The sequence below is a fragment of the Brevundimonas bullata genome (assembly GCF_014207965.1).
Taxonomy (GTDB): Bacteria; Pseudomonadota; Alphaproteobacteria; order Caulobacterales; family Caulobacteraceae; genus Brevundimonas; species Brevundimonas bullata_A.
Window position 1 is genome coordinate 57,039 of sequence record NZ_JACHLM010000005.1, and the last position, 22,652, is coordinate 79,690.

Below are 22,652 nucleotides of genomic sequence, written 5' to 3' on the forward strand. Positions count from 1 at the left end.
AGCATGAAAACGACCCACGCCCTGATGCTCGGGGCCGCGCTTGCGGCCCTGGGCGGAGCATCGCTGGCCCAGGATCGACCCGCGCGGCCCGAACCCGCGCCGGTTCAGGCTTCGGACCGGCCGGTGGTCCCTCCGACCGAGCAGCCGGAACGGATCATCCTGAACCTGACCGCCGATCCGGCGCACGAGATGGCGGTGACCTGGCGCACCGCGCCCGGCGCCGTCGGCTTGGTCGAATACGCCGAGGCTCAGGACGGACCGGACTTCATCCAGCAGGCGGTCCGCGTGAGCGCCGTCACCGACGACGCGACCATCGCCGTGCGCGAGGCCGCCGAGTTCCGGGCGGCCTATCATTCGACGGTGCTGAAGGGGCTGAAGCCGGAGACGGTCTATGCCTACCGCGTCGGCGACGGTGCGCGGTGGTCGGAATGGCTGCAGTTCCGCACGGCGGCGACGACGGCGGAGCCCTTCACCTTCCTCTATATGGGGGACATGCAGAACAACATTCTCAGCGAGGCGTCGCGCACCATGAGGATGGCCTTCCGCAAGGCCGGGGACGCCGCCTTCGTCATCCACGCCGGGGACCTGATCAACCGCCACGACAGCGACAACGAATGGGGCGAATGGTTTGCCGCCGGCGGCTTCCTTTATGCCCAGACGCCGCAGATGCCGACGCCGGGCAATCACGAATACGGGCGCGGCCCGGTGCTGAACCCTCAGTGGCGGCGTCAGTACACCCTGCCGGAAACCGGCCCGGCGGGCGTCGAGAAGCTGAAGGAGACGGCCTGGACCGTTGACTATCAGGGTCTGCGCCTGATCTCGGTCGACGCCCCTCTGTTCCACGGCGACGAGGCCATGCGGGGCGAGATGGTGCGTTGGCTGGACGGACTGCTGGCCAACAATCCGAACCGATGGACGGCGCTCTTCCTGCACTTCCCTTTGTTCTCGATCGATCCGGATCGCGACAACTCGCGGGTGCGCGACGCGTTGAAGCCGCTGATCGACAAGTACGGCGTCGATCTGGTGCTGCAGGCCCATGATCACGGCTATGCGCGCGGGGCCATAGGAACCGGCCCCATGCTCAATGCGGGGCCGGCGCGTCCGTCCGATCACGGCTCGACCTATGTGGTCTCGGTCGCCGGGCCCAAGATGTATCCGGTCGCGGATCTGGGCTGGGCCTCGCGCTCGGCCTCGCGGACCCAGACCTTCCAGACCCTGGATGTGTCGCCGGACGCCGTGGTCTATCGCGCCTTCACCGCGACGGGCCGCGAACTGGACGCCTTCCGTCTGACCAAGGGCGCGGACGGCGTCGCGCGCGTGGAGACCCTGGCTGCCCAGCACGACGACGAATAGGGCTGGGCGGCGGATCAGTGAGGTCGGTTGTCGAGCAGACCTCATCCCACACTCGTGCAATCAAACCTCGGCCGACGGGAGGGAGCGGCGCCTTTCAGTCAATGAACCGGTGGAAGGGACGATCAGGTCGGACGGCTGTGCTGTTTCCGCAGGTTGTCCAGATAGGTCCGGCTGACAGGCAGAAGAGTCCCGTCGGCGATAAGGACGGAATAGGCGCCGCTGGAGGTTTTTTTGAGCTCAATGATCGCCGAGTAAGCTACCCAGAACGAGCGGTGAACCTGAGCGCCCCCAACAGGGTGGGCGGCCGTGATCGCGTCGCTGAAGCGGGAGTGGACCAACTTCTGGCCCGCTGTCGTCGCTACGCGAACATAGTGATCTTTAGCCTGGAGAAATAGCAGGTCCCCTTGAAGGTCATCGGATAGTCGATGGAGGATCGGTGGCGACGGCGGTTCTGCTGAGTGGCTCCGCGCGGCCTGAGGCAGATCGGGATAACGGTAGCGTGGCGTTCCAACCATTCTGTCAAAGAGGTAGTTCACGCCCACCCAAAGTACGGTTCCTGGCAGGATGTTGCGCAGAAACTGCATGGTGAAATCCAAGCTGAACGCCGGGGCTACTCGGGTCGCCGACATCAGCCCGCCTCCGCCCAGCGAGCGACCGAATTCCACCATGGGCGCATACACCCCCAGCATAAGGACCGCGATCGCTACGGGCCCGAGTACGGTAATCAGCCAGAGAGGCGGACGCCAGGGAGCCAGAAGGCGATAGACCAACTCGCTGCCCACCGCCGCTCCGATCCAGATCATCTGGATGAAGCCGTACCAAAAAGTCCAGGAGATGATCAGCGATGTCTCTGGCCCGACGACAGTGCGGTTCCAGCCAAAAGCCAAGGCGACCACAAATGGTATAGCAAGATGCAATGTGGCCGAGGCCAACCACGCTGACCCCACCTCCGCCGTCATAGCCTTGCTGTCTTGGATCATGCGCCCCGCCTCGCTCTTGCTCAGGCTAGAAGTGCGGCTGAGATGGGTCAAGGCTGGCTTCCCTAGTGACTCTTGGTCCTTCGAGGCCCCGATGTTCGCGACCGCGAGTGGCGCTGGCGCTGTGACAGGTCGTTATTCGCGAAACTTATTAGTCCGGACATTTACGTTGGCGGGATAGGTCTGGTCGAGCGTTTTTCGCCCTCATAGACAAAGAGCGGATGCGGCGCGTTTCGAACGTCGCACGAGGGGGAATCAAGGATGACAAAGCATCAGATATCCAAAGCCGTTCTTTTCGCGTCAGCTGGCTTGCCAATATTTCTGGCCTCTGGCCTTGCGTGGGGACAATCGAGCTCGCCAACGGAGCCGACCACCCAGGTCGACGACATTGTGGTGACGTCGCGCCGCACTGCAGAACGCCTTCAAGACGTCCCGCTCCCTATCACGGCGTTTAACGAGCGCATGATCGAGGATGCCGGCATCTCGAATCTCGACGACGTGGCGCAGATGACGCCGGGTCTGACTTTCTATTCTCCTTTCGGTGAACAGATTCCCACGCCGGTCATTCGCGGTATCTCCCAGACCAATATCTTTGGCGAAACCAACGCGGCGGTCTTTGTTGACGGCGTCTATGTCTCGGGGCGTCAGGGATTAAATCTCAGCCAACTGGACATCGCACGGATCGAGGTGGTGAAAGGCCCGCAAAGCGCCCTCTACGGCCGCAACAGCTTCAGCGGCGCCATCAACATCATCACGGCCGAGCCGTCGGACGTGTTCTCGGGCAAGGGTGAGGTGACGGTAGGCGATCATGGCCGCCGCGCCGCTCGACTGTCCGTCAGCGGCCCTCTGGTCGCGGATAAGCTCTCGGGCCGACTGGCGGTCGGCTACGACCGCTGGGACGGCGCTTTCGACAATACGATCAAGGACGGGCCGGACATTGGCGGCTCCACCTATCAGACCCTGCTGGCCAGTCTGGCGGCTCACCCGACGCCGCGGCTGGATCTGGGGGCCAGCCTGTACGTCTCGCATGATGAAATCGATCAGGCGGCGGTCGCCTCGGTTGCAGCCAACTGCGAGCGCAACAGCGCAGGCGCGTATCAGACGGTCTGCGGCGAGATCGCCCAGGCGCCGGTCAACGCCGCCTTTGGCGCCATTCGCGGGGCGACCGGCGACACACGCGACCTGACCAAGATCAGTCTGACCGGGGAATGGCGCGGCGACTTCCTGACCGTCAACGCCCTGACAGGGTTCAGCGACCTGACCTATGAATCCGTGACCGACGGATCGCGGACGGCGACCGGCTCCACCTTGTTCCTGTACGAAAAGACCGGCGGGCCGCCGTTCCGGTTGGGCGCTTTCGCGGTCGAGATGCTGCGTATCGCCCGGCCTGTCGAGGTCCAGGAGTTCAGCCAGGAAATCCGGGCCAGCACGCCCCAGGACCGTCGCGTGCGCGTCTCGCTCGGGGCCTTTTACTATGAGGTTGAAACCACGACCGGTGATGTCGGGATTCAGGCCCTGACGCCCAAGCCGGAGGATTTCAGCAGCTTTGCGCCGAACATTCGGCTGCCGTTCCCGCCCTTTGCCGTCGTGGCCCCGGTCGGCAATCTGGCCTTTGGCGGCTGGTTCAACGGTACGGACGTCGATCCCAACGCCAACTCGCGGGCGGACACCAAGGGCTGGGCCCTATTCGGCTCGGTCGACGGCGAGATCACGCCTCAACTGACGGCGCGGGCCGAGCTTCGCTACGCTTATGACGAGCAGTCTTTCGTCTCGCCCGCAGGTGTCGCCCAGTCCGACGACTGGAAGGCCGTGACCTCGCGCTTCACCCTGGACTGGCGGGCGCGGGACGGCTTGTTGGTCTATGCGACCGCGGCGCGCGGGGCCAAGCCGGGCGGGATTTCGTATGATGTCCAGTCGGCGCGGATCAACAGCTATGACCCCGAGACCTTGTGGAACTACGAACTGGGGCTGAAGACGACCAGCACCGACCGTCGGTTCACCAGCGATCTGTCAGTCTATTACATCGACTGGCAGGATATTCTGATCCCGCAGATCTATACGCCTGCGCCGCCGGCCTTGCCCTATGCGGTGGAGACCAATGCCGGTTCGGCCAGCGTGTACGGGGCGGAGCTGCAGTCTCAGATGCGCTGGACTCCCACATTCACGACATCGCTGGGTCTATCCTACAACGACGCACGCTTTGACGACGCGGTGCTGGCCACCTATGCGACCTTCCCCAGCTATGCAGCCACGGGCGGGGACGTGTCGGGCAATCAACTGGCCCAGACCTCGAAATGGCAGGCCAACGGCTCCTTCACCTATGAGCGGGATTTGACAGCGGACTGGCGATGGACCCTGAGAGGCGACGCCTTCTACCGGACCAAGCAGTTCAACGGGGCGGACAACCTGTCCTGGGTTCCGTCGCGCGGGACGGTCAATTTGAGGACCGGCGTGCGGTCAGATCGATGGACGATCGAAGCCTTCGTCGACAACCTGTTCGACGACGTCAAACCGACCGGCGCCTTCCGCGACGTTTCCTTCACCAACACGGCTGACGGAGCCAACGTCACTTTCTTCCCGTGGCGGATGTCGGTGTCCTATTCACCGGGGCGGACGGCGGGCCTGGTAGTGCGGGCGCGATTCTGATGAGGGGCTTTATCAAGCGTGGGACGGGCGGCGCCACGGTGACCTTGGCGATAGGGGCGGTGATCCTGCTGAGTGCGGCGGCGCCCGCGCCAGAAACAGCGACGGCGCCGGATCCGACGCCGGTAGTGCAAACCCGAAATGGCGCCGTCCAAGGCGTCGTGCAGAACGGCGTGGCCATTTTCCGCGGCGTCCCTTTTGCGGGATCAACCGCCGGTGAAGCTCGTTGGCGGCCCCCCGTTTCGGCCGAAAACTGGGAAGGGGTCCGTAGCGCCGTTTCACACGGCCCGGCGTGCCCTCAGTCCACCCGCATCAGGGATCGGGCGTCGGCGTTCGGCATGAGCGAAGATTGCCTTAGCCTGGCCGTCTATAGTCCGGATCTGCGGCCCGACGAGAAGGCGCCGGTGATGGTCTATCTGCACGGGGGTTCGGCGCGCTTTGGGTCGGGCGCGCTTTATGATGGACGCGCTCTCGCGCGTCGGGGCGTGGTGGTCGTCACCATCAACTACCGTCTCGACAGGCTGGGGTTGTTTGCGCATCCAGCCCTGTCCGCAGAGCACCCGGATGAGCCGCTGGCCAACTATGGCCTCATGGATATGGCCGCGGGCCTAGACTGGGTTCAGGCGAATATAGCGGCGTTTGGCGGCGATCCCGACAATGTCACCATTTTCGGCCAATCGGCAGGCTCCGTGGCCGTGACGGCCTTGATGGTGTCGCCGCTGGCGGAGGGAAAATTTCATAAGGCGATCGCTCAAAGCGGATCGCTTAGCATCGAGTATCCCCGCTATCTGCATCGGTCGACGCCCGCGTCTCCGTCGCTTGAAGGTGACGGAGAGACCATGGCGGCCAAGCTGGTTTCCGAGGCCCGTCCGGCGCCGAAAGGCGAAGACGCCGCCGCCTGGCTTCGAGCGTTGCCGTGGCAGGAGATCATCGCCTATTCCGATACTGAGATGGCTAACGCCATGCAGCCGGTTATCGACGGTCGTGTCATCCCGGAGAACATCGGCGTGATGTTCAGGGAGGGGCGAAACCATCGCGTTCCCCTCATGATTGGCTCGACGAGTTGGGAAGAAGGGATGGTGTCGCGTTTCCCCATGCCCTTGCGCGTGGTCCTGCGAGACATCGCACCGGAAGAAGCCCGCCAAGTTTACGGCAATATAGATGATCGCGCCTTGGCCGAGCAGTGGTTCGTCGATACCGCCTTTCATGTGCCGCCGAAGTTCTTCGCTACGGAAACGGCGGCTCAGGGGCAGCCTGCCTTCGTCTATCGGTTCGCCTATGTTCCGGAGTTCCTGACCCTGAAGAAGCCGGGAGCGAGCCACGGCGACGAGGTTCCTTATATCTTCGGCTATGATGGTGATAAACTAATCAGCGTTGTTGATCAGCGCGATGATCGTATTGATGAAGTTGGGCGAAAAATATCAAATATGTTAGGTGATTACTGGACGCATTTCGCCAGAACCGGAAATCCCAATGGACCGGGGCTGCCAAACTGGCCAGAGTATGATCCTAAAAGCGACCCCGTATTGTCGGTGGAACCGCATCCGGAGGTGCGCCCCGGCATTGAACAGCGACGCACCGACTATCATCGCCAGCGCTACGAGACGGTGATCCTTTCGTCTTCCGGATCAGACTGACGCAATTGCGTTCGGGCGCGACGAAAGACTAGATGTCCTTTGTCGCGCCTCGAGCGGTCAGGCCTGTTAGGCGTCTTCCGAGAAAGCCTGGATCGGCCCTGACGCCGCCTTATTGGCGAGACGCGCCCAGCGGCCCAGATCATTGGTTCACCCGCGCGACGAACCCGACCCTGACGCCGAAGCGCAGCGGGGGGAAGAATGGCGCGCACCCATCCCAGTCGTTACGGGTCTTGGTGATGACTATGCGAGTCCGAAGCCGTCAGCGGCGGCCTCGAGTGTCTCGCGCTTGATTCTTTTGGCCAGGCTCCAGCGGTGGACCTCGCTGGGGCCATCATAGATGCGGAAGGCGCGCACTTCGCGGAAGATCTGTTCGACCACGGTGTCGCCCGAGACGCCGGTTCCGCCCATGATCTGGACGCAGCGGTCGGCGACGCCGAACAGGGCCTCGGACACGGCGACCTTGGTCATGGAGCTTTCGGTCGTGCCTAGGGCGCCGGTGTCCAGCACGCCGGCGCACCAGTCGATCATCAGCTCAGCCTGCTTCAGTGCGATCAGGTTGTCGGCCAGCATGAAGCCGACGCCCTCATGGTCGATCAGCGGCTTGCCGAAGGCGTGGCGTTTGACGGCGTAGGCGGCGGCGATCTCGTGCGCGCGGCGGCAGGCACCGAGCCAGCGCATGCAGTGGCTGAGACGGGCCGGGCTGAGACGGACCTGAGCATATTTGAAACCCTGATGCGGGGCGCCGAGGATTTGGTCGCCGGGCACGCGCAGGTCTTCGAGGGCGATGATCGAATGGCCGCCGGGCATGGAGGAATCGATCGTCTCCATCACCCGCTCGACCCGCACGGCGGGGTCGGGCAGGTCCACCAGGAACATGGTGGCCGCGACCTTGCCGTCGCCCGCGTCCGTGCGGGCCATGACGATGCCGACCGAGGCGCCGACCGCGCCGGTGATGAAGGCCTTGCGGCCGTTGATGCGCCAGCCGTCGCCGTCCGGCACGGCGGTGGTCTTCAGCATGGAGGGGTCGGCGCCCGCGCCGTCGTCGTCGGCGGGTTCGGTCATGAAGAAGGCGGAGCGCGCCTGACCGCTGACCAGGGGGGCGAGGAAGCGGCGCTTCTGAGCCTCGCTGGCGACCTGGCCCAGCAGGTACATATTGCCCTCGTCCGGGGCCATGACGTTGAGGGCGACCGGGCCTAGCGGCGACAGGCCGGACGCCTGAAGCACCAAGGCCGTCGCCCGCTGCGACAGGTGCGAGCCGTCGGCCCCGATGTGCGGCGTCATCAGCCCGGCGGCGCGCGCCACGGTCCGCAGTTCGACGACCAGATCTTCGGTCGGACCGTGCGACGTGGCGCGCGGGTCCTTCTCATAGGGAATGACGACGTCGCGCACGAAGCGTTCGACGCGCGCGGCGATGGCCTGGCCCTGATCGAGATCGTTGCGGCTCATGATGTCGTCTCCGTCTGGGCCCAGGCGAGGGCGGCGAGGGCGGGCAGGTTGTCGGCCATGGTCTGGGCGTGGGCGGAGGCGGCGGTGCCGCGCGCGATCCGGCCCATGATCCCGTGGAAGATGGCCGCCAGCCGGAACATGTTGAACGCCATGTAGAAGCGCAGTTCGTCCGCCGTGGGTGGCGCGCGATCGACCCGCTCGCAATAGGCGGCCAGATAGTCGGCTTCGCTGGGAATCCCGAGGGCCTTCAGGTCGGCGCCGGCAAAGCCGCCGATCATGGACGGCGGCAGACGGTACATCATCAGGTGATAGGTGAAGTCGCCCATGGGATGGCCCAGGGTCGACAACTCCCAGTCCAGCACGGCCCGCACCTCGGCGCTGTCAGGGGCGAAGATGAGGTTGTCGGCGCGGAAATCGCCGTGAACCACGCATGCGGCGCCGTCGTCCTCGGGCATGTTCTCGGGCAGCCAGGCGACCAGCCGGTCCATGTCGGGATCGCGCCCCGCCAGGTCGTCTTCCTGATACTGCCGGGACCAGCGCTGGATCTGGCGCGCGAAGAAGGCGCCGGGGCGGCCGTAGTCACCCAGGCCGAGGGCTTGGATGTCTAGGCTGTGCAGGCGGGCAATGGTGGCGTTCAGGGCGTCGAAATGCGCGGCCCGCTGATCCGGCGTCAGATCGGGCAGGGTGGGGCTCCAGAAGATGCGGCCCTCGACCATCTCCATCACCATGAAGGTCGAGCCAATGACGGCCTCGTCCTCGCACAGGGCCAAGGGCGCGGGGACGGGAAAGCCGGCGGCGTGCAGGGCCGAGATCACGCGATGCTCGCGCTCGACCGCATGGGCGCCTTTCAGGACAGGGCCGCCCGGCTTGCGGCGCAGGACGTAGGATTTTCCCGGTGTGTCCAGGCGATAGGTCGGGTTGGACTGGCCGCCGTTGAACTGGCGGATGTCGAAGGGGCCGCGCACGTCCGGCGCCTGCTGTTGCAGCCAGGCCGTCAGGCGCTCGACTGGCAGCTCATGCCCCGCCCGCACGGGGCCGGACCCCTCGAAGGTGATGGTCTGGGACATGGGCGAAACCTTGTTGAATGGGTGATCACACGCCCGGCTCAGCCGCGCCGATCTATGACTTGCGTAAATAGACCAAAAAGGCGAGGCTTCGTCCAGAGCCAGGAGATGAGCCATGCAGATCGAGCGGTTGTCGCCCATCGTCGCGACCCTGAAGCCCAGTAATCACCCCTACCTCAGCGGGCCGTGGACGCCTCAGCATGAGGAGGTCAACGCCGTTGATCTGGAGGTGATCGAGGGGGCGATCCCGGCGGACATCGACGGCGTCTATATCCGCAACACCGAGAACCAGATTCACACGCCCCGGGGCCGTCACCATCCCTTCGACGGCGACGGGATGCTGCATCAGATCAGCTTCCGCAACGGCAAGGCCGACTATCGCAACCGCTTCGTGCGCAGCCGCTGTTTCCAGGCGGAGCAGCAGGCGGGCGAGAGCCTGTGGGGCGGGATGATGGACGGACCGGAAGTGTCGAAGCGGCCCGGCTTCGGCGCCCATGGCGGCATCAAGGATTCGGCCAGCACCGACGTGGTGGTCCATGCCGGCAAGGCGCTGGCGACCTTCTACCAGTGCGGCGAGGCCTATCAGCTGGACCCGACCTCGCTGGAGGATCAGGGCGTGGCGCCCTGGGCGCCGCTGGACGGGGTTTCGGCCCATGCGCGGGTGGACGAGCGGACCGGCGAGCTGCTGTTCTTCAACTACTCCAAGCACGCGCCCTATATGTATTACGGCGTGGTCGGCCCGGACGGGCGGCGCACCCACTACACGCCCGTTCCCTTGCCGGGCGCGCGTCTGCCGCACGACATGATCTTCAGCGAAAACTACACCATCCTGAACGACTTCCCGCTGTTCTGGGACGAGAAGGCGCTGAAGGCGGGCTATCACGCCGTGCGCTATCGCCCCGACATGCCGTCGCGTTTCGCCGTCATTCCCCGCTACGGCGAGGCCAAAGATATCCGCTGGTTCGAGGCGGCGCCGACCTATGTGCTGCACTTCCTCAACGCCTATGAGGAGGGCGACGAGATCGTCATGGACGGCTATTTCCAGGAAAAGCCGATGCCGGACCCGCTGGGCGACCTGCCCGAGATCTACGCCGAGCACGCCCACATGATGGCCTTCGTCGACGAGAACAGCTTCCGCCCGAAACTGCACCGCTGGCGCTTCAATCTGGTGGACGGGACGACCAAGGAAGAGCGGCTGGACGACCGGCTGGTCGAGTTCGGCACCATCAATCAGCAGTACGCCGGCCAGCCCTATCGCTATGCCTACAGCACCACGACCAAGCCGGGCTGGTTCCTGTTCAACGGCTTCATCAAGCACGATTTGAAGACCGGCGAATCCTGGACCGTGACCCTGCCCGATGGGCGTTACGCCAGCGAGGCGCCGTTCGCGCCGCGCATCGGGGCGACGGACGAGGACGACGGCTATCTGGTCAGCTTCATCATCGATGAGAACGCGGGCCGGTCGGAGTGCATCCTGATCGACTGCAAGCGGTTCGAGGACGGCCCCGTCTGCCGCATCGCCCTGCCGCACAAGATCAGTTCCGGCACCCACGCCTGCTGGGCCGACCGCCGCTTCCTGACCGCCGAGGCGGACGCCGCCGACGCGGCTTGACCCCGCGTCGTTCTGCATCTCATCTTGCTTTTATTAGCAGACCGTCTTGAGGCGGCGATCGGGAGGGTTTCATGGACGCATCGGATCAGATGTCGGAGCAGTGGCGCACCGCAGGCTTCCGCGACGCCGGGCTGATGCCCGTCGATCTGGACGTGCGGCGCGAGGCGGACGGGGCGATGGTGATGCGCTCGCGCGTGGCTCTGGCCGCGCATGACTGGAACCTGCCGCGCGCCTTTGCCGGGGTGGCGGCGCGCCGGGGGGCGGAGACGGCCCTGGCGCGGCGCGATCCGGCACAGGGCGGGGCCTGGTCCACGCTGGACTACGACGGTCTGAAGCGCCGCATGGACGCCGTGACCCAGTGGCTGCTGGATCATCCGCAGCATACGGGCGGGCCGCTGATGCTGATGGGCGCCAACAGTCCGGCCATGGCCGCCTTCCTGTTCGGGGCCATGGCGGCGGGCGTGCCGACCGCGCCCGTCAGCGCCCACTACGCCCTGCTGGGCGGCGATCTGGGGCGGTTGAACCACGTCATCCGCAGTCTGAAGCCGTCGATCCTGCTGGTGGAGGACGCGCGCATGGTCGCGGGCGCGATCGACGCCCTGGACCTGGGCGACGCCATCGTCATCACCGCGACGCCCGAGGCCCTGACCCGTCCCAGCCTGCCTCTGTCCGAGGTCATGGCGACACGGCCTGGCCCAGATGTCGCCGCGAGCATCGAGGGGTTGCAGCCTGATCAGGTCGCCCAGTTCATGATGACCTCGGGCTCGACCGGCCTGCCCAAGGTCGTGCCGCTGAGCCTGAAATCGGTCGCCGCCAACACCGCCCAGGCCGCTCAGGTGATCGGCGAAGGCTATGCCTGGTCGGGGCAGATGCTGGGCTGGATGCCGTGGAACCATGTGGCGGGGGCGGCGGTGCTGCGCGCCGTCCTGCTGGCGGGCGGCGCCTTCTACATCGACGACGGCAAGCCCATGCCGGGCCTGTTCGAGGAGTCGATCCGCAACCTGCGCGAGTTGCCGGTGCGCTACTATGTCAACGTCCCCACCGGCTACGCCATGCTGGCCGACGCGCTGGAGGCGGACGCCGAGCTGCGCCGGACCTTTTTCTCGGACCTGCGGGTCATGGTCTTCGGCGGCGCGGCCCTGAGCCAGTCGGTCAGCGACCGGATACAGGCCATGGCGGTGCAGGAAACCGGCCATCGCATCATGCTGACCTCGGCCTATGGCGCGACCGAGACCACGGCGGGCTTCATGGTGGTGCATCAGTACACCGACCGACTGGGGCTGGGTCTGCCGGTGCCGGGCGTCGAGGTGAAGCTGGTCCCGCACGACGCGGACAAGTTCGAGGTGCGGGTGCGTGGCCCCAACGTCATGGCCGGCTATCACGACGACGCGGCGCGGACCGCCGAGGCGTTCGACGCCGACGGCTATTACCGCATGGGCGATCTGGCGACCCTGGCCGACCGGGACGATCCGGCCCAGGGCGTCTTCTTCGCCGGGCGGCTGGCGGACCAGTTCAAGCTGTCTACCGGCTCCTGGGTGTTCGGGGCGCAGATGCGCGAAGCGGCCTTGCAGGCCCTGGCGCCTTTGGCCGCCGAGGTGGTGCTGTGCGACGACAACCGACCGTGGCTGGGCGTTCTGGCCTGGCCCTCGGCGGCCGGTATCAAGGCTGCGCTGGACATGGAGGTCGTTGAGGCCCTGACCTCGGGCGCCCTGGCGCAGGCGGCGCGGGAGCGGCTGGCCGCGCACAACGCCTTGGCCCACGGCGCCAGCGGCCGTATCGCCCGGTTGGCCTTCCTGACCACGCCGCCCGATCCGAACGCCCACGAGGTGTCGGACAAGGCCACCATCAACCGCCGCGCCGTCATCGACAACCGCAAGGCCCAGGTCGACGCCCTCTACACCGAGCCGCCGGGGCCGGGCGTGGTCGTCGCCTGAAACAGAGAGAATATCCGATGGTCTATATCCTGGGCGGTTGGCAGTCCGACTTCAAACGCAACTGGGCCCGCGAAGGGTTGGAGATCGGCGACGGTTTCGCCGAGGCCATGCACGGCGGTCTCGACGCCGTGGGCATGGCGCCGGGCGAGGTCGAGGTCGGCCATGTCGGCAACTTCGTCGGCGACCTGTTCTCGGGGCAGGGGCAGTTGGGCGGCTTCTTCGCCATGGCCGAGCCGACCTTCGACGGTCTGCCGACCTCGCGGCACGAAGCGGCCTGCGCCTCGGGCAGCATCGCCCTGCTGGCGGCGATGGCGGACATCGAGTCCGGCCGCTATGGAACCGCCGCCGTCCTGGGACTGGAGATGATGCGCAACGTGCCGGGCGAGACGGGGGCCGCCTATCTGGGGGCCGCCGCCTGGGTCGGGCATGAGTATCAGGGCGCGCGCTATGTCTGGCCGCGCGCCTTTTCGGAACTGACCGACGAATACGACCGTCGCTATGGCATCGACGAGGCGCACCTGCGCCGCATCTCCCAGATCAACTTCGCCAACGCCAGGCTGAACCCGAACGCCCAGACGCGGGATTATGTCTTCAACGACGCCAGCTTCTCGGCCGACGACGAGGCCAATCCGGTCATCGAGGGGCGGGTGCGCAAGAGCGACTGCGGCCAGGTGACGGACGGGGCGGCCATGGTGGTCCTGGCCTCGGCCGAGCGGGCGGCGGACTACGCCCGGCGGCGCGGCGTGCCGCTGGAATCCCTGCCGCGCATCAAGGGCTGGGGCCATCGCTCGGGACCGATCAGCTATCAGCGCAAGGTCGAGGCCAGCGCCGGGGCGCCTTACGTCTTCCCTCAGGTCAAGCGCGCCATTGACGAGGCGCGGGCGCGGGCGGGCCTGTCGCTGGACGGGATCGACGCGGTGGAGACGCACGACTGCTTCGCCATGACCGAATACATGGCCATCGACCATCTGGGCCTGACCGCGCCGGGCGAGAGCTGGAAGGCGATCGAGGCGGGGGATATCGAGATCGGCGGGCGACTGCCGATCAACCCGTCGGGCGGGCTGATCGGCTGCGGCCATCCGGTCGGGGCGACCGGGGTGCGGATGGCGCTGGACGCCTTCCGCCAGACGACGGGGACGGCGGGCGGCGGTCAGGTCGAGGGGGCGCGTAACGTCCAGACCCTGAACATCGGCGGCTCGACCACCACGACCGTCAGCCTGGTGATCGGCCGCGACTGAAGCCTCAGGCCTCGGGGCGGCTCAGCCGTCCTGAGGCCGGACGCGGATGGCGATGGCGGCGGAGCCGTGGGCGATGGTCAGGCCGTCGGGCGTCGAGACCGTCACCTCGGCCACCACCTTGCGCGGGTCGGCATAGACCGCGCGGCCCTCGGCTATCAGCCGTCCGCAGCCGATGGGGGCGGCGTTGAGGAAGCGCATCGACAGGTCGGTGGACAGCAGGAACTCGCCCGGCTTCAGCAGGGTCATGGCCGCCCCGCCGCCGACGATGTCGACCAGTGCCGCCGTCACCCCGCCATGGACCAGACCGACGAAGTTGGAGTGGCCGGGGTCGATGTCGCACTCGACCCGCATGAAGCCTGCAGCCGCCTCGACCGGACGGGCGGCCAGGCGGTTGACGAAACCGCCCGGCCAGACCGTTTCGATCCAGCGGCGCGCCAGCTCCAGCCCGCTCTGCGCCGGGTCGAGGGCGAAGGCGGGCGGCTGGATCATCTGGGGCGACGCGGTCATGCGGCGGTGCTCCGGGGCGCGGTCAGGCCGGCGAAGCGGGTGGCGGCGGCGCGGTATTCGGCCTCCAGCCGATCCACTACGACGGCGGTCGGCTCGACGGCGCCGACCTTTTGCAGGCCCTGACCGGCGGCCCAGATGTCGCGCCAGCGCTTGTGCGCGGCGTCGCCGGAATAGTCGCGGGTGATGGGACCGCCCAGGGCGTCCGGGTCCATGCCCGCCGCGCGCAGACTGGGCTTCAACCACGATGCGGGCGTGCCCGTGATGGCCGAGGAGACGATCAGGTCGTCCGGCCCGCAGTCCACGATCATCTGCTTGTAGGGGTCCTGCGCCCGGCTCTCGGCGGCGGCCAGGAAGCGGGTGCCCATATAGACCATGTCGGCGCCCGCCGCGACGGCGCCCGCCACGCCCGCGCCGTCGGCGATGCCGCCGCCGATGGTCAGCCAGCCGTCGAAGAACTCGCGCACCGCCGAGACGAAGGCGAAAGGCGACAGGTGGCCGGTGTGGCCGCCGGCGCCGGCGCTGATGCAGGCCAGGCCGTCCACGCCCGCGTCCGCCGCCTTCTTGGCCAGGGCCATGTTGACCACGTCGGCGAAGACCAGGCCGCCATAGGCCTTGACCGTCTCCATGACCGGCTTGGGCGAGCCCAGGGCGGTGATGACGATGGGCGGCTTGTACTGGGCCACCAGGGCCAGATCCTCGGCCAAACGGGCGTTGGTCGAATGGGTGATCAGGTTGGCGACCCAGGGACCGTCGCCCGGCGACAGGGCGTCGGTGATCTGGCCCATCCAGGCGTCGAGGTCGGCGACGGTGCGGCAGTTGGGCGTGGGAAAGGCGCCGCCGATCCCAGCCTTGCAGGCGGCGATGACCAGTTCCGGTCCGCTGACAAGGAACATGGGCGCCGCGATCACGGGCAGGCGCATCGGGTGAGGGAAGGCGGTGGTCATGCGGATTTCAGGTGTCCGGATTGGTCGCCCAGGGACTGGCGCAGTTCGCGCTTCAGCACCTTGCCGACGGGGTTGCGCGGCAGGAGGGCGATGACCTCCAGCCGTTCGATCTGCTTGTAGACGGCCACGTGCTTGTCGCCGGTCAGGAAGCGGTTGATGTCGCCCAGGTCAGCGCTCTGACCGGGCTTGAATACGACGAAGGCGCACAGGCGTTCGCCCAGGTTCGGGTCGGGCGCGCCGACCACGGCGGCGTCGGCCACGGCCGGGTGGCCGATCAGATGGCCCTCGATCTCCTCAGAGGAGATGTTCATCCCGCCGCGAATGATGACGTCCTTCAGACGCCCGACGAAGCGATAGAACTGCAGCCGGTCGCCGGCCAGTTCGAACAGGTCGCCGGTGCGGAACCAGCCGTCGCCGTCAAAAGCGCGGGCGTTGATCTCGGGTGCGCGCCAATAGCCGGAGAAGACTGTCGCCCCCTTGACCCGCAGCTCGCCGGGAAGGCCCGGCTCGGTGATCTCCTGCTCGGTCTCGGGATCGACCAGACGGGTGAAGATGCGGTCGTGCAGCAGGGCCTTCCATTCAAAGCCATCGCCCAGGCGGGGGAACAGGACGGCGCGTTCGGCGGCGTCGGGCACGTCCTTCTGGGCGCTCGGGAAGGAGGCGCCTTCGTTGGAGCCGAAATAGTTGACGATCTGGACGCCGTATTTCTCGTGGAAGGTGCGGACCATCCATTCAGACAGGGGCGCCGAGCCCGAGCCGATGGCGCGCAGCCGACCAAAGTCCACGCCCTCCAGCAGGGCCTCGTTCTGAAGCAGCAGGTTCAGGATGGCGGGCGGGGCGACGGTGTAGTCGATCTTCTCGTCGCGGACCTGTTGCAGGAAGATCTGCAGGTCGAACGGCTGATGCTGCACCAGCACCCCGCCCAGCAGCAGCCAGGAGACGAAGCTGGTCGAGATGCCCGCCATGTTCACCATGGGGAAGGGGTTCAGCAGGACCGCGCCGGGCTTCAGGTCGGCGGCGTCGGTGACGCCGGCGCCCATGATGATCCATTCGTTGTGGCTGCGCGGCACGCCCTTGGGCTCTGCCTCGGTGCCCGAGGTCCAGCAGATGGTGACGATGTCGTCGGCGCAGATGTTCGCCGCGCGGGCGGCGGCGCGACCGGCCTCGATCTCGGCCTCATCCAGCCCGGCGGCGCGGGCGTCGAGGTCGATGGTTCCGTCGGGCGCATGGCCGCCGACGACCAGAACGGTGTTCAGGGCCGCGGCGCCCGTCTGGACCGCCAGCATCATCTCGGCGTGGGCGTGCTTGCCGATGCGGGCGGCGGTGACGACGGCCTTGGCGTCGGTCTTGCGGAGAATATAGGCCAGTTCGTGCTCGCGGTACTGGACCGGAGCGGGGGTGACGATAGCGCCGAGCCGGATGCAGGCCAGATAGATCAGGCCCAGTTCAATGACGTTGGGCAGCTGCACCGCCACCACGTCGTCACGGCCGACCCCGGTTGCGTGAAGGACAGCGACATAGCGCGCCACCCTGTCCTCGACCTCGGCCCAGGTCAGGCGGGCCGGGGCCCCGCCCATGATGGCCTCGCGGTTGATCGGATCGACCACGGATTCGGCGTCGGGCATGGCGGCGACGTGGCGGCGGAACAGATCGTCCAGCGTCTCCTCGCCCCACCAGCCCCTGGCCTTGAAATCGCGGATGCGCTCCTCCGGCACGACGATCATGTCGGTCTTCTCCCTGGTTCTCTTTTACGTCTTCCGGTCATTGAGGCGCCGGATAGATCAGTGACTTCACCTCGCCGCGCACCACCTTGCCCACCGGATTGCGGGGCAGGGCGGCGACGATATGAAGGGTCTTGGGGGTGCGCACCGGGCCGACGGCCTCGCGCACGAAGGCGGTCAGGGCCTCGGGCGTCACCGAAGGGTCGTCCAGGGCCGCGACGGCCTCCAGCCGCTCGCCCCAGACGGGGTCGGTCACGCCGAAGGCGCAGGCCTCGCGCACGGCGGGGTGGGCGTTCAGCGCCGCCTCCACCTCGCCGGGATAGATGTTGTAGCCGCCGCTGATGATCAGTTCCTTTGAGCGGCCCAGCAGGAAGAGATAGCCGTCCGCGTCCAGCCGTCCGATGTCGCCGGTCTTCAGCCAGCCCTCGTGGCGGGCGGCGTCGGTCTGCTCCGGGTCGTCCAGATAGACGGTGGCGGCTAGGTCGCCGCGCACCAGGATCTCGCCCTCCGCCTCGCCCGTGCGGACCGCGCCGTCGGCGCCCAGCAGGGCGACCGGCGTGTCCGGGAACAGTCGCCCGACCGAGGTCCGCAGTTCGGGCCGGGCCATCTCGGCGGGCGACAGCCCGGCGATGGTCATGGGGGCTTCGGTCTGGCCGTAGAGGGTTGAGAGCACCGGGCCGAAGCGCGTGACCGCCTCGGCGATCCGGGCGGGCGGCATGGGGGCGGCGGAATAGGTCAGGTGACGCAGGCGGGCGAAGTCGTCGGGGCCGAAGCGGCCTTCCTCCATCAGCAGATAGATCAGGGTCGGCGGCATGAAGACGGTGGTGATCCGGCTCTTCAGCTCGCGCAGAATGGCCCCGCGCTCGGGCCGGTCCAGAAGGACATGGGCCCCGCCCGCCGCCAGCACCGGCAGGATGTAGTGGGAGGCCCCGTGCGTCAGCGGCGCGACGGCCAGGTTCACGTCATCGGGGCCGAAATCGTAGAAAGCGTGCAGCGAGCGCAGCGCCGCCGCCCCGCTGCGCACGCTTTGCAGCACCCCCTTGGGCACGCCGGTCGAGCCGCCGGTGAATTTCAGGGCGAAGGGACGTTCGGGATCGTCGGAAATCGGGGGCAGGGTCGCCGCATCGGCCGGGGCCGGGCGCCAGTCGTCGAGCGCAAGCGGACGGGCCGTCTCGCCCATGGCCTGGGCGTGTTCGACGTCGTGCAGGGTCAGGCTCAGACCGGCGCGCTGCTGGAAGAGGCTGTTCAGGCGCGGGCCGTTGCGCGGGTTCAGCGGCGTCCAGACCGCCCCGGCGCGCAGGATAGCCAGATAGGCGACGACATGGTCGGCGCTGTTCGCGGCGCACAGGCCGACGCGGTCGCCAGGTCTGACATCGCGCGCGATCAGGTCGGCGGCGGCGGCCTCAACCCGGTTGATTAGCTCGCCGTGGCTGAGGACGAGGTCGCCGTCGAACAGGGCGGGACGGTCGCGCTTGGCGGGCAGGTTGTCGTAGATGGCGCGGATCGGGTGTCGGATCATGCCGCCGGGCGCTCCAGAATGGTGACGACGGTCGCCGCCTCCTCGACGCCGAGGAAACCGCCGCCGTTCTCGGCGGCTGCGATGCGGGCGCCCGCGACCTGACGGTCGCCGGCCTCGCCGCGCAGGTGCTGGATCAGTTCATACAGCTGGCCGATGCCGGTGGCGCCGACCGGGTGTCCCTTGGCCACCAGACCGCCGGAGGGATTGACCGGGGTGCGGCCGCCCAGGGCGAAATCGCCCGCCCTCAGCCGCGCCCCGACCTCGCCGGGGACGGCTAGGCCCAGGTTCTCGATCTGCTGAAGCTCCGCATAGCTGGTGGCGTCGTGAACCTCGGCCAGGTCCACGGCCTCCGGCCCCAGACCGGCCTGCTCATAGGCGGCGCGGGCGGCGCGGCGGCCGATATGGTTGGCGTAGTCCTCGGGCGCGCGGTCGGTGGCGCTGACCAGGGCGCAGCCGCGCACCCGCACGGCGCGGGCGGCGGCGCCCAACCGCGACAGACCCTTGGCGGTACAGACCACCATGGCCGCCGCGCCGTCGCTGACGGGGGCGCACATGGCGCGGGTGAAGGGGAAGACGATGGGCTTGTCGGCCATCACCTGATCCACCGTCATCGGCGTGCGGTACTGCGACTTGGGGTTGAGGGCAGCGGCGGTGTGGTTCTTGGCGGCGAGGCGGGCGAAGTCTTCCTGGGTCGTCCCGAAGCGGGCCATGTGGGCGCGGGCCTGGGCGGCGTAGAGGTCCATGAACAGGCTGCGGCCTTCGCCCGGCGCTTCACCGCCCATGGCGGCGATATAGCCCAGCACGCCCTCGCGGTCGTGGATGTCGGTCCCGCCCATGAAGGCGGCGGCGACGCGCTCGGGCCGGTCGGGCCAGACCATCTTCTCAGCCCCGACGATCAGGGCGATATCGCCCGCACCCGCGCGCAGCCACTGGATCGCCTGATGCAGGGCCGTCGAGCCCGAGGCGCAGGCGTTCTCGACATTGACCACGGGAATGCCGGTCAGGCCCAGCGGCCGCAGGGCGATCTGGCCCCGCACCGTGTTCTGGCCTTCCAGCATGGGCTGGCGGGTGTTGGAGAACCAGGCGGCCTCGATATCGCCGACCTGCGCGCCCGCGTCGGCCAGGGCTTCGCGCACGGCCTCAGCGGTCAGGCTCTTCACCGTGTCGGCAGGGCGTTTGCCCAGGGCGGTCATCGACACGCCGGCGATGAAGACCGGCGTCGTCATGCTGTCGGACGACGACGCTGGACGATGCGGAAGCGCGCGGCGACGAAGGCCAGATCGGCCAGACAGGCGTTGCCCGCCGGGTTCAGTCCGCTGACGTGATAGTCGCTGTAGGCGGCGGCGAAGTTGATCCACATCGCTCCGGTCAGGTTGATCGTCAGATTGGCCCCGGCCTGCTCATAGAGCGGCGTCGAGCGGTCGATGAAGGCCTCATCCGTCGAATAGAGATAGGACGAGATCGAGCCCTTGGTGCGGGCCAGATGGGTCGCCTCGGCCACGGCGGCGTCGGCCTCCATCGTCACCACGAACAGGACCGGGCCGAAATGCTCCTCGGCGTAGAGGTCGGGCGCGGAGCCGGCGACGCCCAGCACCAGGGGCGTCAGGGTGCGCGCCTGGGGGAACTGCGGGTGGGCGTAGGGCGCGGCTTCGCGCAGGACGCGGACGCCGGGACGCCGCTCCACGGCCCCGCGCACGTCGGCCACAGCCTTCAGGCTGACCTCGCCCTGGACGGCGCCCATGATACCGGCGGCCAGGGCCGGGTCTTCGGCGATGGCGTCGATCTGGGCGACCAGGGCGGCGGCGAAGGGCTCGGCCAGAGCAAGGGTGACATAGACCACCTGCGGGCTGGTGCACATCTGGGCCGAGAACAGGCTGGCGGCGCGGGCAACGGCGCGAGCGGCGGCGTCCAGATCGGCGACGGATTCGACCACCACGGTGTTGACGCCCGCCGTCTCGGTGAACAGCAGCTTGCCCGTCACCGTCCGTTCCAGATGGCCGCCGTAGCGGGGGCTGCCGGTGAAATCGACGATCTGGACGGCGGGATGATCGACCAGAACCTGGGCCACCGGCTCGGCCAGGGTGTCGACGGCCAGGGTGATCAGGTTGGGATCGAAGCCGAAGTCGGCCAGCACCCGACGGCATTCGCGCGCGACGATGGCCATGGGCAGGGCGGCGATGGGGTGGGGCTTGAGGATGACCGGATTGCCGGTCGCCAGACTGGCGAACAGGGCCGGATAGGCGTTCCAGGTCGGGAAGCTGGCGCAGCAGATGACCAGGCCGATGCCGCGCGGGACCAGGACATAGGTCTTGTCCAAGCTGACCGCTTCGCCGGCGAAGTCGCGTTCGTAGCGGGCGCTGCGGGTCACGTCGCGCATAGCTTTGGCGGCGTAGGCCAGGGCCTCGATGCCCCGGTCCAGGGCGTTGGGGCCGGAGCCGCTGAAAGCTTGCGTATAGCTCTGACCCGCGACGTGCATGACGGCCTGGGCCATTTCGAAGTTCGCGTCGTAGAGGCGCATCGCCATCTCGGCGCACAGGGCCAGACGCAGTTCCGGATCGGCGGCACGCCAGTCGGGCCAGGCGGTCTGGCCGGCGGCGATCAGGGCCTCGGGATCGCAGCGCGGATAGGTGATCCCCAGCGCCTTGCCGGTGAAGGGCGAGACCTCGGAGCCGACGCGGTCGATCACGCCGGGCAGGTCCAGGTCGAAGGGACGATTGAGCTGGGCCTCGAAGGCGGCCTTGCCCGCGACGGGCTTGTCCGGGCCGTGGATCTTGGTCGAGGGCGAATCCTTGAACGGCGACCAGGCGGCGCGGGCGGATACGGCCTTGATCGCGGCCTCGATCAGGGGGGCGTGACGTTCGATGAGGGCGCGGCGGGCCTCGGCGGGCGGGAAGGGCGCGTTCATGCTCAGCCCATCCGCTCGACGATCATGGCCGAGCCGACGCCTTGCGCGCCCGCCGCCACGACCAGACCGTAGCGGCCTTCGCAGGCGTCCAGCGCATCGAGCAGGGACGACAGCAGGATGGCGCCCGTGGCGCCCATAGGGTGCCCCTTGGCCAAGTGGCCGCCGCCGACATTGACCTTGTCGCTCAGCGTCGGGTGTTCCCGCGTGAACTTGGCGATGGTGACGGCGAAGGCCTCCATGAACTCGATCCGGTCCATGTCGGCCAGGGTCAGCCCGGCCTGGTCCAGCACCCGGTCCATCGCCGTGAAGCCGGCGGTCAGGGAGGCGGCGGGATCGCCCCCGGCCTCGGCCCAGGCGAGGATGCGGGCGCGGGCGCCTTCGGCCTGGCTGGAAATCAGGGCCAGTCCGGCGCCGTCGCTCATCGGCGGGGCGTGCGACACGGTATGGCGGTGGTCGATGACCCGTCCCTCTAGCGCCTCGGCGTAGGGCGCGGCCAGGGCGGCGAAGGCCGGGGGCAGCGACGCCAGGCTCTCGCTGCTGGTCTTCGGGCGCGCCGCTTCCTCGTGCGACAGGCCGTTTAGCGGAATGCGCGAGGCGGTCAGCGGCGTGCCCTCGGCGAAGGCGGTGCGCTGCTGCGAGGTCAGGGCGGCGGCGTCCATCTCGGCGCGCGTGACGCCGATGTCCTCGGCCAGACGGTCGGCGGCGACGGCGACGGGGAGGTAGCGGGTGCGCGGCGGGAAGCTGGCGTCCTCGTAGTAGTCGGCCTTGTCGCCCATGAACGGGACGCGGGACATCATCTCGACCCCGCCAGCCAGGGCCGAACCCACGGCGCCGGTCTGGACCAGAGCCGCCGCCTGACCCACGGCGGTCAGGCCCGAGACGCAGTAGTTGTTCAGGGCGAAGGCGAAGGCGGCGTCGTCCAGCCCCGCGTGCATCTTGCTGACCAGGGCGACATTGGCCCCCTGGGCGCCGACCTGGCCCACGCAGCCCAGGATCAGGGCCTCGGCGGCGCGGGGCGCGTGGCCGCGCGCCTCCATGGCGTCGATCAGGCCCGTGACCAGTTCGTGCGGTTTCAGCACGGCCAGCCCGCCGTCGGGGCGGGCCTTGCCGCGCGGGGTGCGGACGGCGTCGTGAATATAGGCGCTCAACGGA

Annotated in this window: 16 protein-coding genes; 6 read left to right on the top strand and 10 right to left on the bottom strand. The window is 67.8% G+C overall.

The features are described from left to right. The first annotated feature begins 3 nt into the window (after positions 1 to 3). Positions 4 to 1,353, top strand: a complete 1,350-nt coding sequence (locus HNP51_RS13920; protein WP_260398523.1) for a metallophosphoesterase family protein — start codon at positions 4 to 6, stop codon at positions 1,351 to 1,353. 122 nt (positions 1,354 to 1,475) lie between these two features. Here the strand turns inward: HNP51_RS13920 and HNP51_RS13925 are convergent, their stop codons facing one another. After that, positions 1,476 to 2,384, bottom strand: coding sequence for a LytTR family DNA-binding domain-containing protein (locus tag HNP51_RS13925; protein WP_184272192.1), 909 nt, complete (start codon positions 2,382 to 2,384; stop codon positions 1,476 to 1,478). A gap of 207 nt (positions 2,385 to 2,591) precedes the next feature. Between HNP51_RS13925 and HNP51_RS13930 the strand changes: the two genes are divergently transcribed. Both HNP51_RS13930 and HNP51_RS13935 read left to right on the top strand, forming a co-directional pair. Further along, entirely contained in the window at positions 2,592 to 4,976 is a 2,385-nt protein-coding gene (locus HNP51_RS13930; protein WP_260398522.1) for a TonB-dependent receptor, read from the top strand. Next, positions 4,976 to 6,610 carry a carboxylesterase/lipase family protein gene (locus HNP51_RS13935; RefSeq protein ID WP_184272185.1) on the top strand — a complete coding sequence of 545 codons (1,635 nt, stop codon included), beginning with the start codon at positions 4,976 to 4,978 and terminating at the stop codon, positions 6,608 to 6,610. The genes HNP51_RS13930 and HNP51_RS13935 overlap by 1 nt, the downstream gene beginning before the upstream one ends. A gap of 240 nt (positions 6,611 to 6,850) precedes the next feature. Here the strand turns inward: HNP51_RS13935 and HNP51_RS13940 are convergent, their stop codons facing one another. Both HNP51_RS13940 and HNP51_RS13945 read right to left on the bottom strand, forming a co-directional pair. Then, complete coding sequence (locus tag HNP51_RS13940) at positions 6,851 to 8,056, bottom strand: acyl-CoA dehydrogenase family protein (protein ID WP_184272182.1); 1,206 nt, start codon at positions 8,054 to 8,056, stop codon at positions 6,851 to 6,853. Then, positions 8,053 to 9,123, bottom strand: coding sequence for a phosphotransferase family protein (locus HNP51_RS13945; RefSeq protein WP_184272179.1), 1,071 nt, complete (start codon positions 9,121 to 9,123; stop codon positions 8,053 to 8,055). The genes HNP51_RS13940 and HNP51_RS13945 overlap by 4 nt, the downstream gene beginning before the upstream one ends. 112 nt (positions 9,124 to 9,235) lie before the next feature. Here HNP51_RS13945 and HNP51_RS13950 point away from each other — a divergent pair, with 112 nt between their 5' ends. From HNP51_RS13950 to HNP51_RS13960, 3 genes are all read left to right on the top strand, one after another. Then, positions 9,236 to 10,732: a carotenoid oxygenase family protein gene (locus HNP51_RS13950; protein ID WP_184272177.1), complete on the top strand. Its 1,497-nt coding sequence runs from the start codon at positions 9,236 to 9,238 to the stop codon at positions 10,730 to 10,732. Between the two features lie 71 nt (positions 10,733 to 10,803). Continuing rightward, on the top strand, positions 10,804 to 12,666 hold the full coding sequence (locus HNP51_RS13955) for an AMP-binding protein (RefSeq protein WP_184272174.1): 1,863 nt from the start codon (positions 10,804 to 10,806) through the stop codon (positions 12,664 to 12,666). Between the two features lie 17 nt (positions 12,667 to 12,683). Beyond that, positions 12,684 to 13,904, top strand: a complete 1,221-nt coding sequence (locus HNP51_RS13960; protein WP_184272171.1) for an acetyl-CoA acetyltransferase — start codon at positions 12,684 to 12,686, stop codon at positions 13,902 to 13,904. Positions 13,905 to 13,925: 21 nt separating this feature from the next. Here HNP51_RS13960 and HNP51_RS13965 read toward each other — a convergent pair whose 3' ends face one another. From HNP51_RS13965 to HNP51_RS13995, 7 genes are read right to left on the bottom strand one after another with little or no spacing between them, the layout of a single operon-like run. Continuing rightward, positions 13,926 to 14,411, bottom strand: a complete 486-nt coding sequence (locus HNP51_RS13965; protein ID WP_184272168.1) for a PaaI family thioesterase — start codon at positions 14,409 to 14,411, stop codon at positions 13,926 to 13,928. Further along, positions 14,408 to 15,355 carry a nitronate monooxygenase family protein gene (locus HNP51_RS13970; RefSeq protein WP_184272165.1) on the bottom strand — a complete coding sequence of 316 codons (948 nt, stop codon included), beginning with the start codon at positions 15,353 to 15,355 and terminating at the stop codon, positions 14,408 to 14,410. The genes HNP51_RS13965 and HNP51_RS13970 overlap by 4 nt, the downstream gene beginning before the upstream one ends. Next, positions 15,352 to 17,079, bottom strand: coding sequence for a class I adenylate-forming enzyme family protein (locus tag HNP51_RS13975; protein ID WP_184272161.1), 1,728 nt, complete (start codon positions 17,077 to 17,079; stop codon positions 15,352 to 15,354). The genes HNP51_RS13970 and HNP51_RS13975 overlap by 4 nt, the downstream gene beginning before the upstream one ends. A 37-nt stretch (positions 17,080 to 17,116) precedes the next feature. After that, positions 17,117 to 18,595 carry a class I adenylate-forming enzyme family protein gene (locus tag HNP51_RS13980; protein ID WP_184272158.1) on the bottom strand — a complete coding sequence of 493 codons (1,479 nt, stop codon included), beginning with the start codon at positions 18,593 to 18,595 and terminating at the stop codon, positions 17,117 to 17,119. After that, the gene (locus tag HNP51_RS13985) at positions 18,592 to 19,821 is read right to left on the bottom strand and encodes a thiolase family protein (RefSeq protein WP_184272155.1); all 1,230 of its coding nucleotides are present in this window, start codon (positions 19,819 to 19,821) and stop codon (positions 18,592 to 18,594) included. Before HNP51_RS13985 ends, HNP51_RS13980 begins: the two co-directional genes overlap by 4 nt. Beyond that, on the bottom strand, positions 19,818 to 21,500 hold the full coding sequence (locus HNP51_RS13990; protein WP_184272152.1) for an aldehyde dehydrogenase family protein: 1,683 nt from the start codon (positions 21,498 to 21,500) through the stop codon (positions 19,818 to 19,820). Before HNP51_RS13990 ends, HNP51_RS13985 begins: the two co-directional genes overlap by 4 nt. A gap of 2 nt (positions 21,501 to 21,502) precedes the next feature. Beyond that, entirely contained in the window at positions 21,503 to 22,648 is a 1,146-nt protein-coding gene (locus HNP51_RS13995) for an acyl-CoA thiolase (RefSeq protein ID WP_184272149.1), read from the bottom strand. Positions 22,649 to 22,652: the final 4 nt, after the last annotated feature.

Excerpts from the sequence above, each read along its gene's own strand:
- HNP51_RS13920 (WP_260398523.1), top strand. The coding sequence starts at position 4 with ATGAAAACGACCCACGCCCTGATGCTCGGGGCCGCGCTTGCGGCCCTG.
- HNP51_RS13930 (WP_260398522.1), top strand. The coding sequence starts at position 2,592 with ATGACAAAGCATCAGATATCCAAAGCCGTTCTTTTCGCGTCAGCTGGC.
- HNP51_RS13935 (WP_184272185.1), top strand. The coding sequence starts at position 4,976 with ATGAGGGGCTTTATCAAGCGTGGGACGGGCGGCGCCACGGTGACCTTG.
- HNP51_RS13940 (WP_184272182.1), bottom strand. The coding sequence starts at position 8,056 with ATGAGCCGCAACGATCTCGATCAGGGCCAGGCCATCGCCGCGCGCGTC.
- HNP51_RS13945 (WP_184272179.1), bottom strand. The coding sequence starts at position 9,123 with ATGTCCCAGACCATCACCTTCGAGGGGTCCGGCCCCGTGCGGGCGGGG.
- HNP51_RS13950 (WP_184272177.1), top strand. The coding sequence starts at position 9,236 with ATGCAGATCGAGCGGTTGTCGCCCATCGTCGCGACCCTGAAGCCCAGT.
- HNP51_RS13955 (WP_184272174.1), top strand. The coding sequence starts at position 10,804 with ATGGACGCATCGGATCAGATGTCGGAGCAGTGGCGCACCGCAGGCTTC.
- HNP51_RS13960 (WP_184272171.1), top strand. The coding sequence starts at position 12,684 with ATGGTCTATATCCTGGGCGGTTGGCAGTCCGACTTCAAACGCAACTGG.
- HNP51_RS13965 (WP_184272168.1), bottom strand. The coding sequence starts at position 14,411 with ATGACCGCGTCGCCCCAGATGATCCAGCCGCCCGCCTTCGCCCTCGAC.
- HNP51_RS13970 (WP_184272165.1), bottom strand. The coding sequence starts at position 15,355 with ATGACCACCGCCTTCCCTCACCCGATGCGCCTGCCCGTGATCGCGGCG.
- HNP51_RS13975 (WP_184272161.1), bottom strand. The coding sequence starts at position 17,079 with ATGATCGTCGTGCCGGAGGAGCGCATCCGCGATTTCAAGGCCAGGGGC.
- HNP51_RS13980 (WP_184272158.1), bottom strand. The coding sequence starts at position 18,595 with ATGATCCGACACCCGATCCGCGCCATCTACGACAACCTGCCCGCCAAG.
- HNP51_RS13985 (WP_184272155.1), bottom strand. The coding sequence starts at position 19,821 with ATGACGACGCCGGTCTTCATCGCCGGCGTGTCGATGACCGCCCTGGGC.
- HNP51_RS13990 (WP_184272152.1), bottom strand. The coding sequence starts at position 21,500 with ATGAACGCGCCCTTCCCGCCCGCCGAGGCCCGCCGCGCCCTCATCGAA.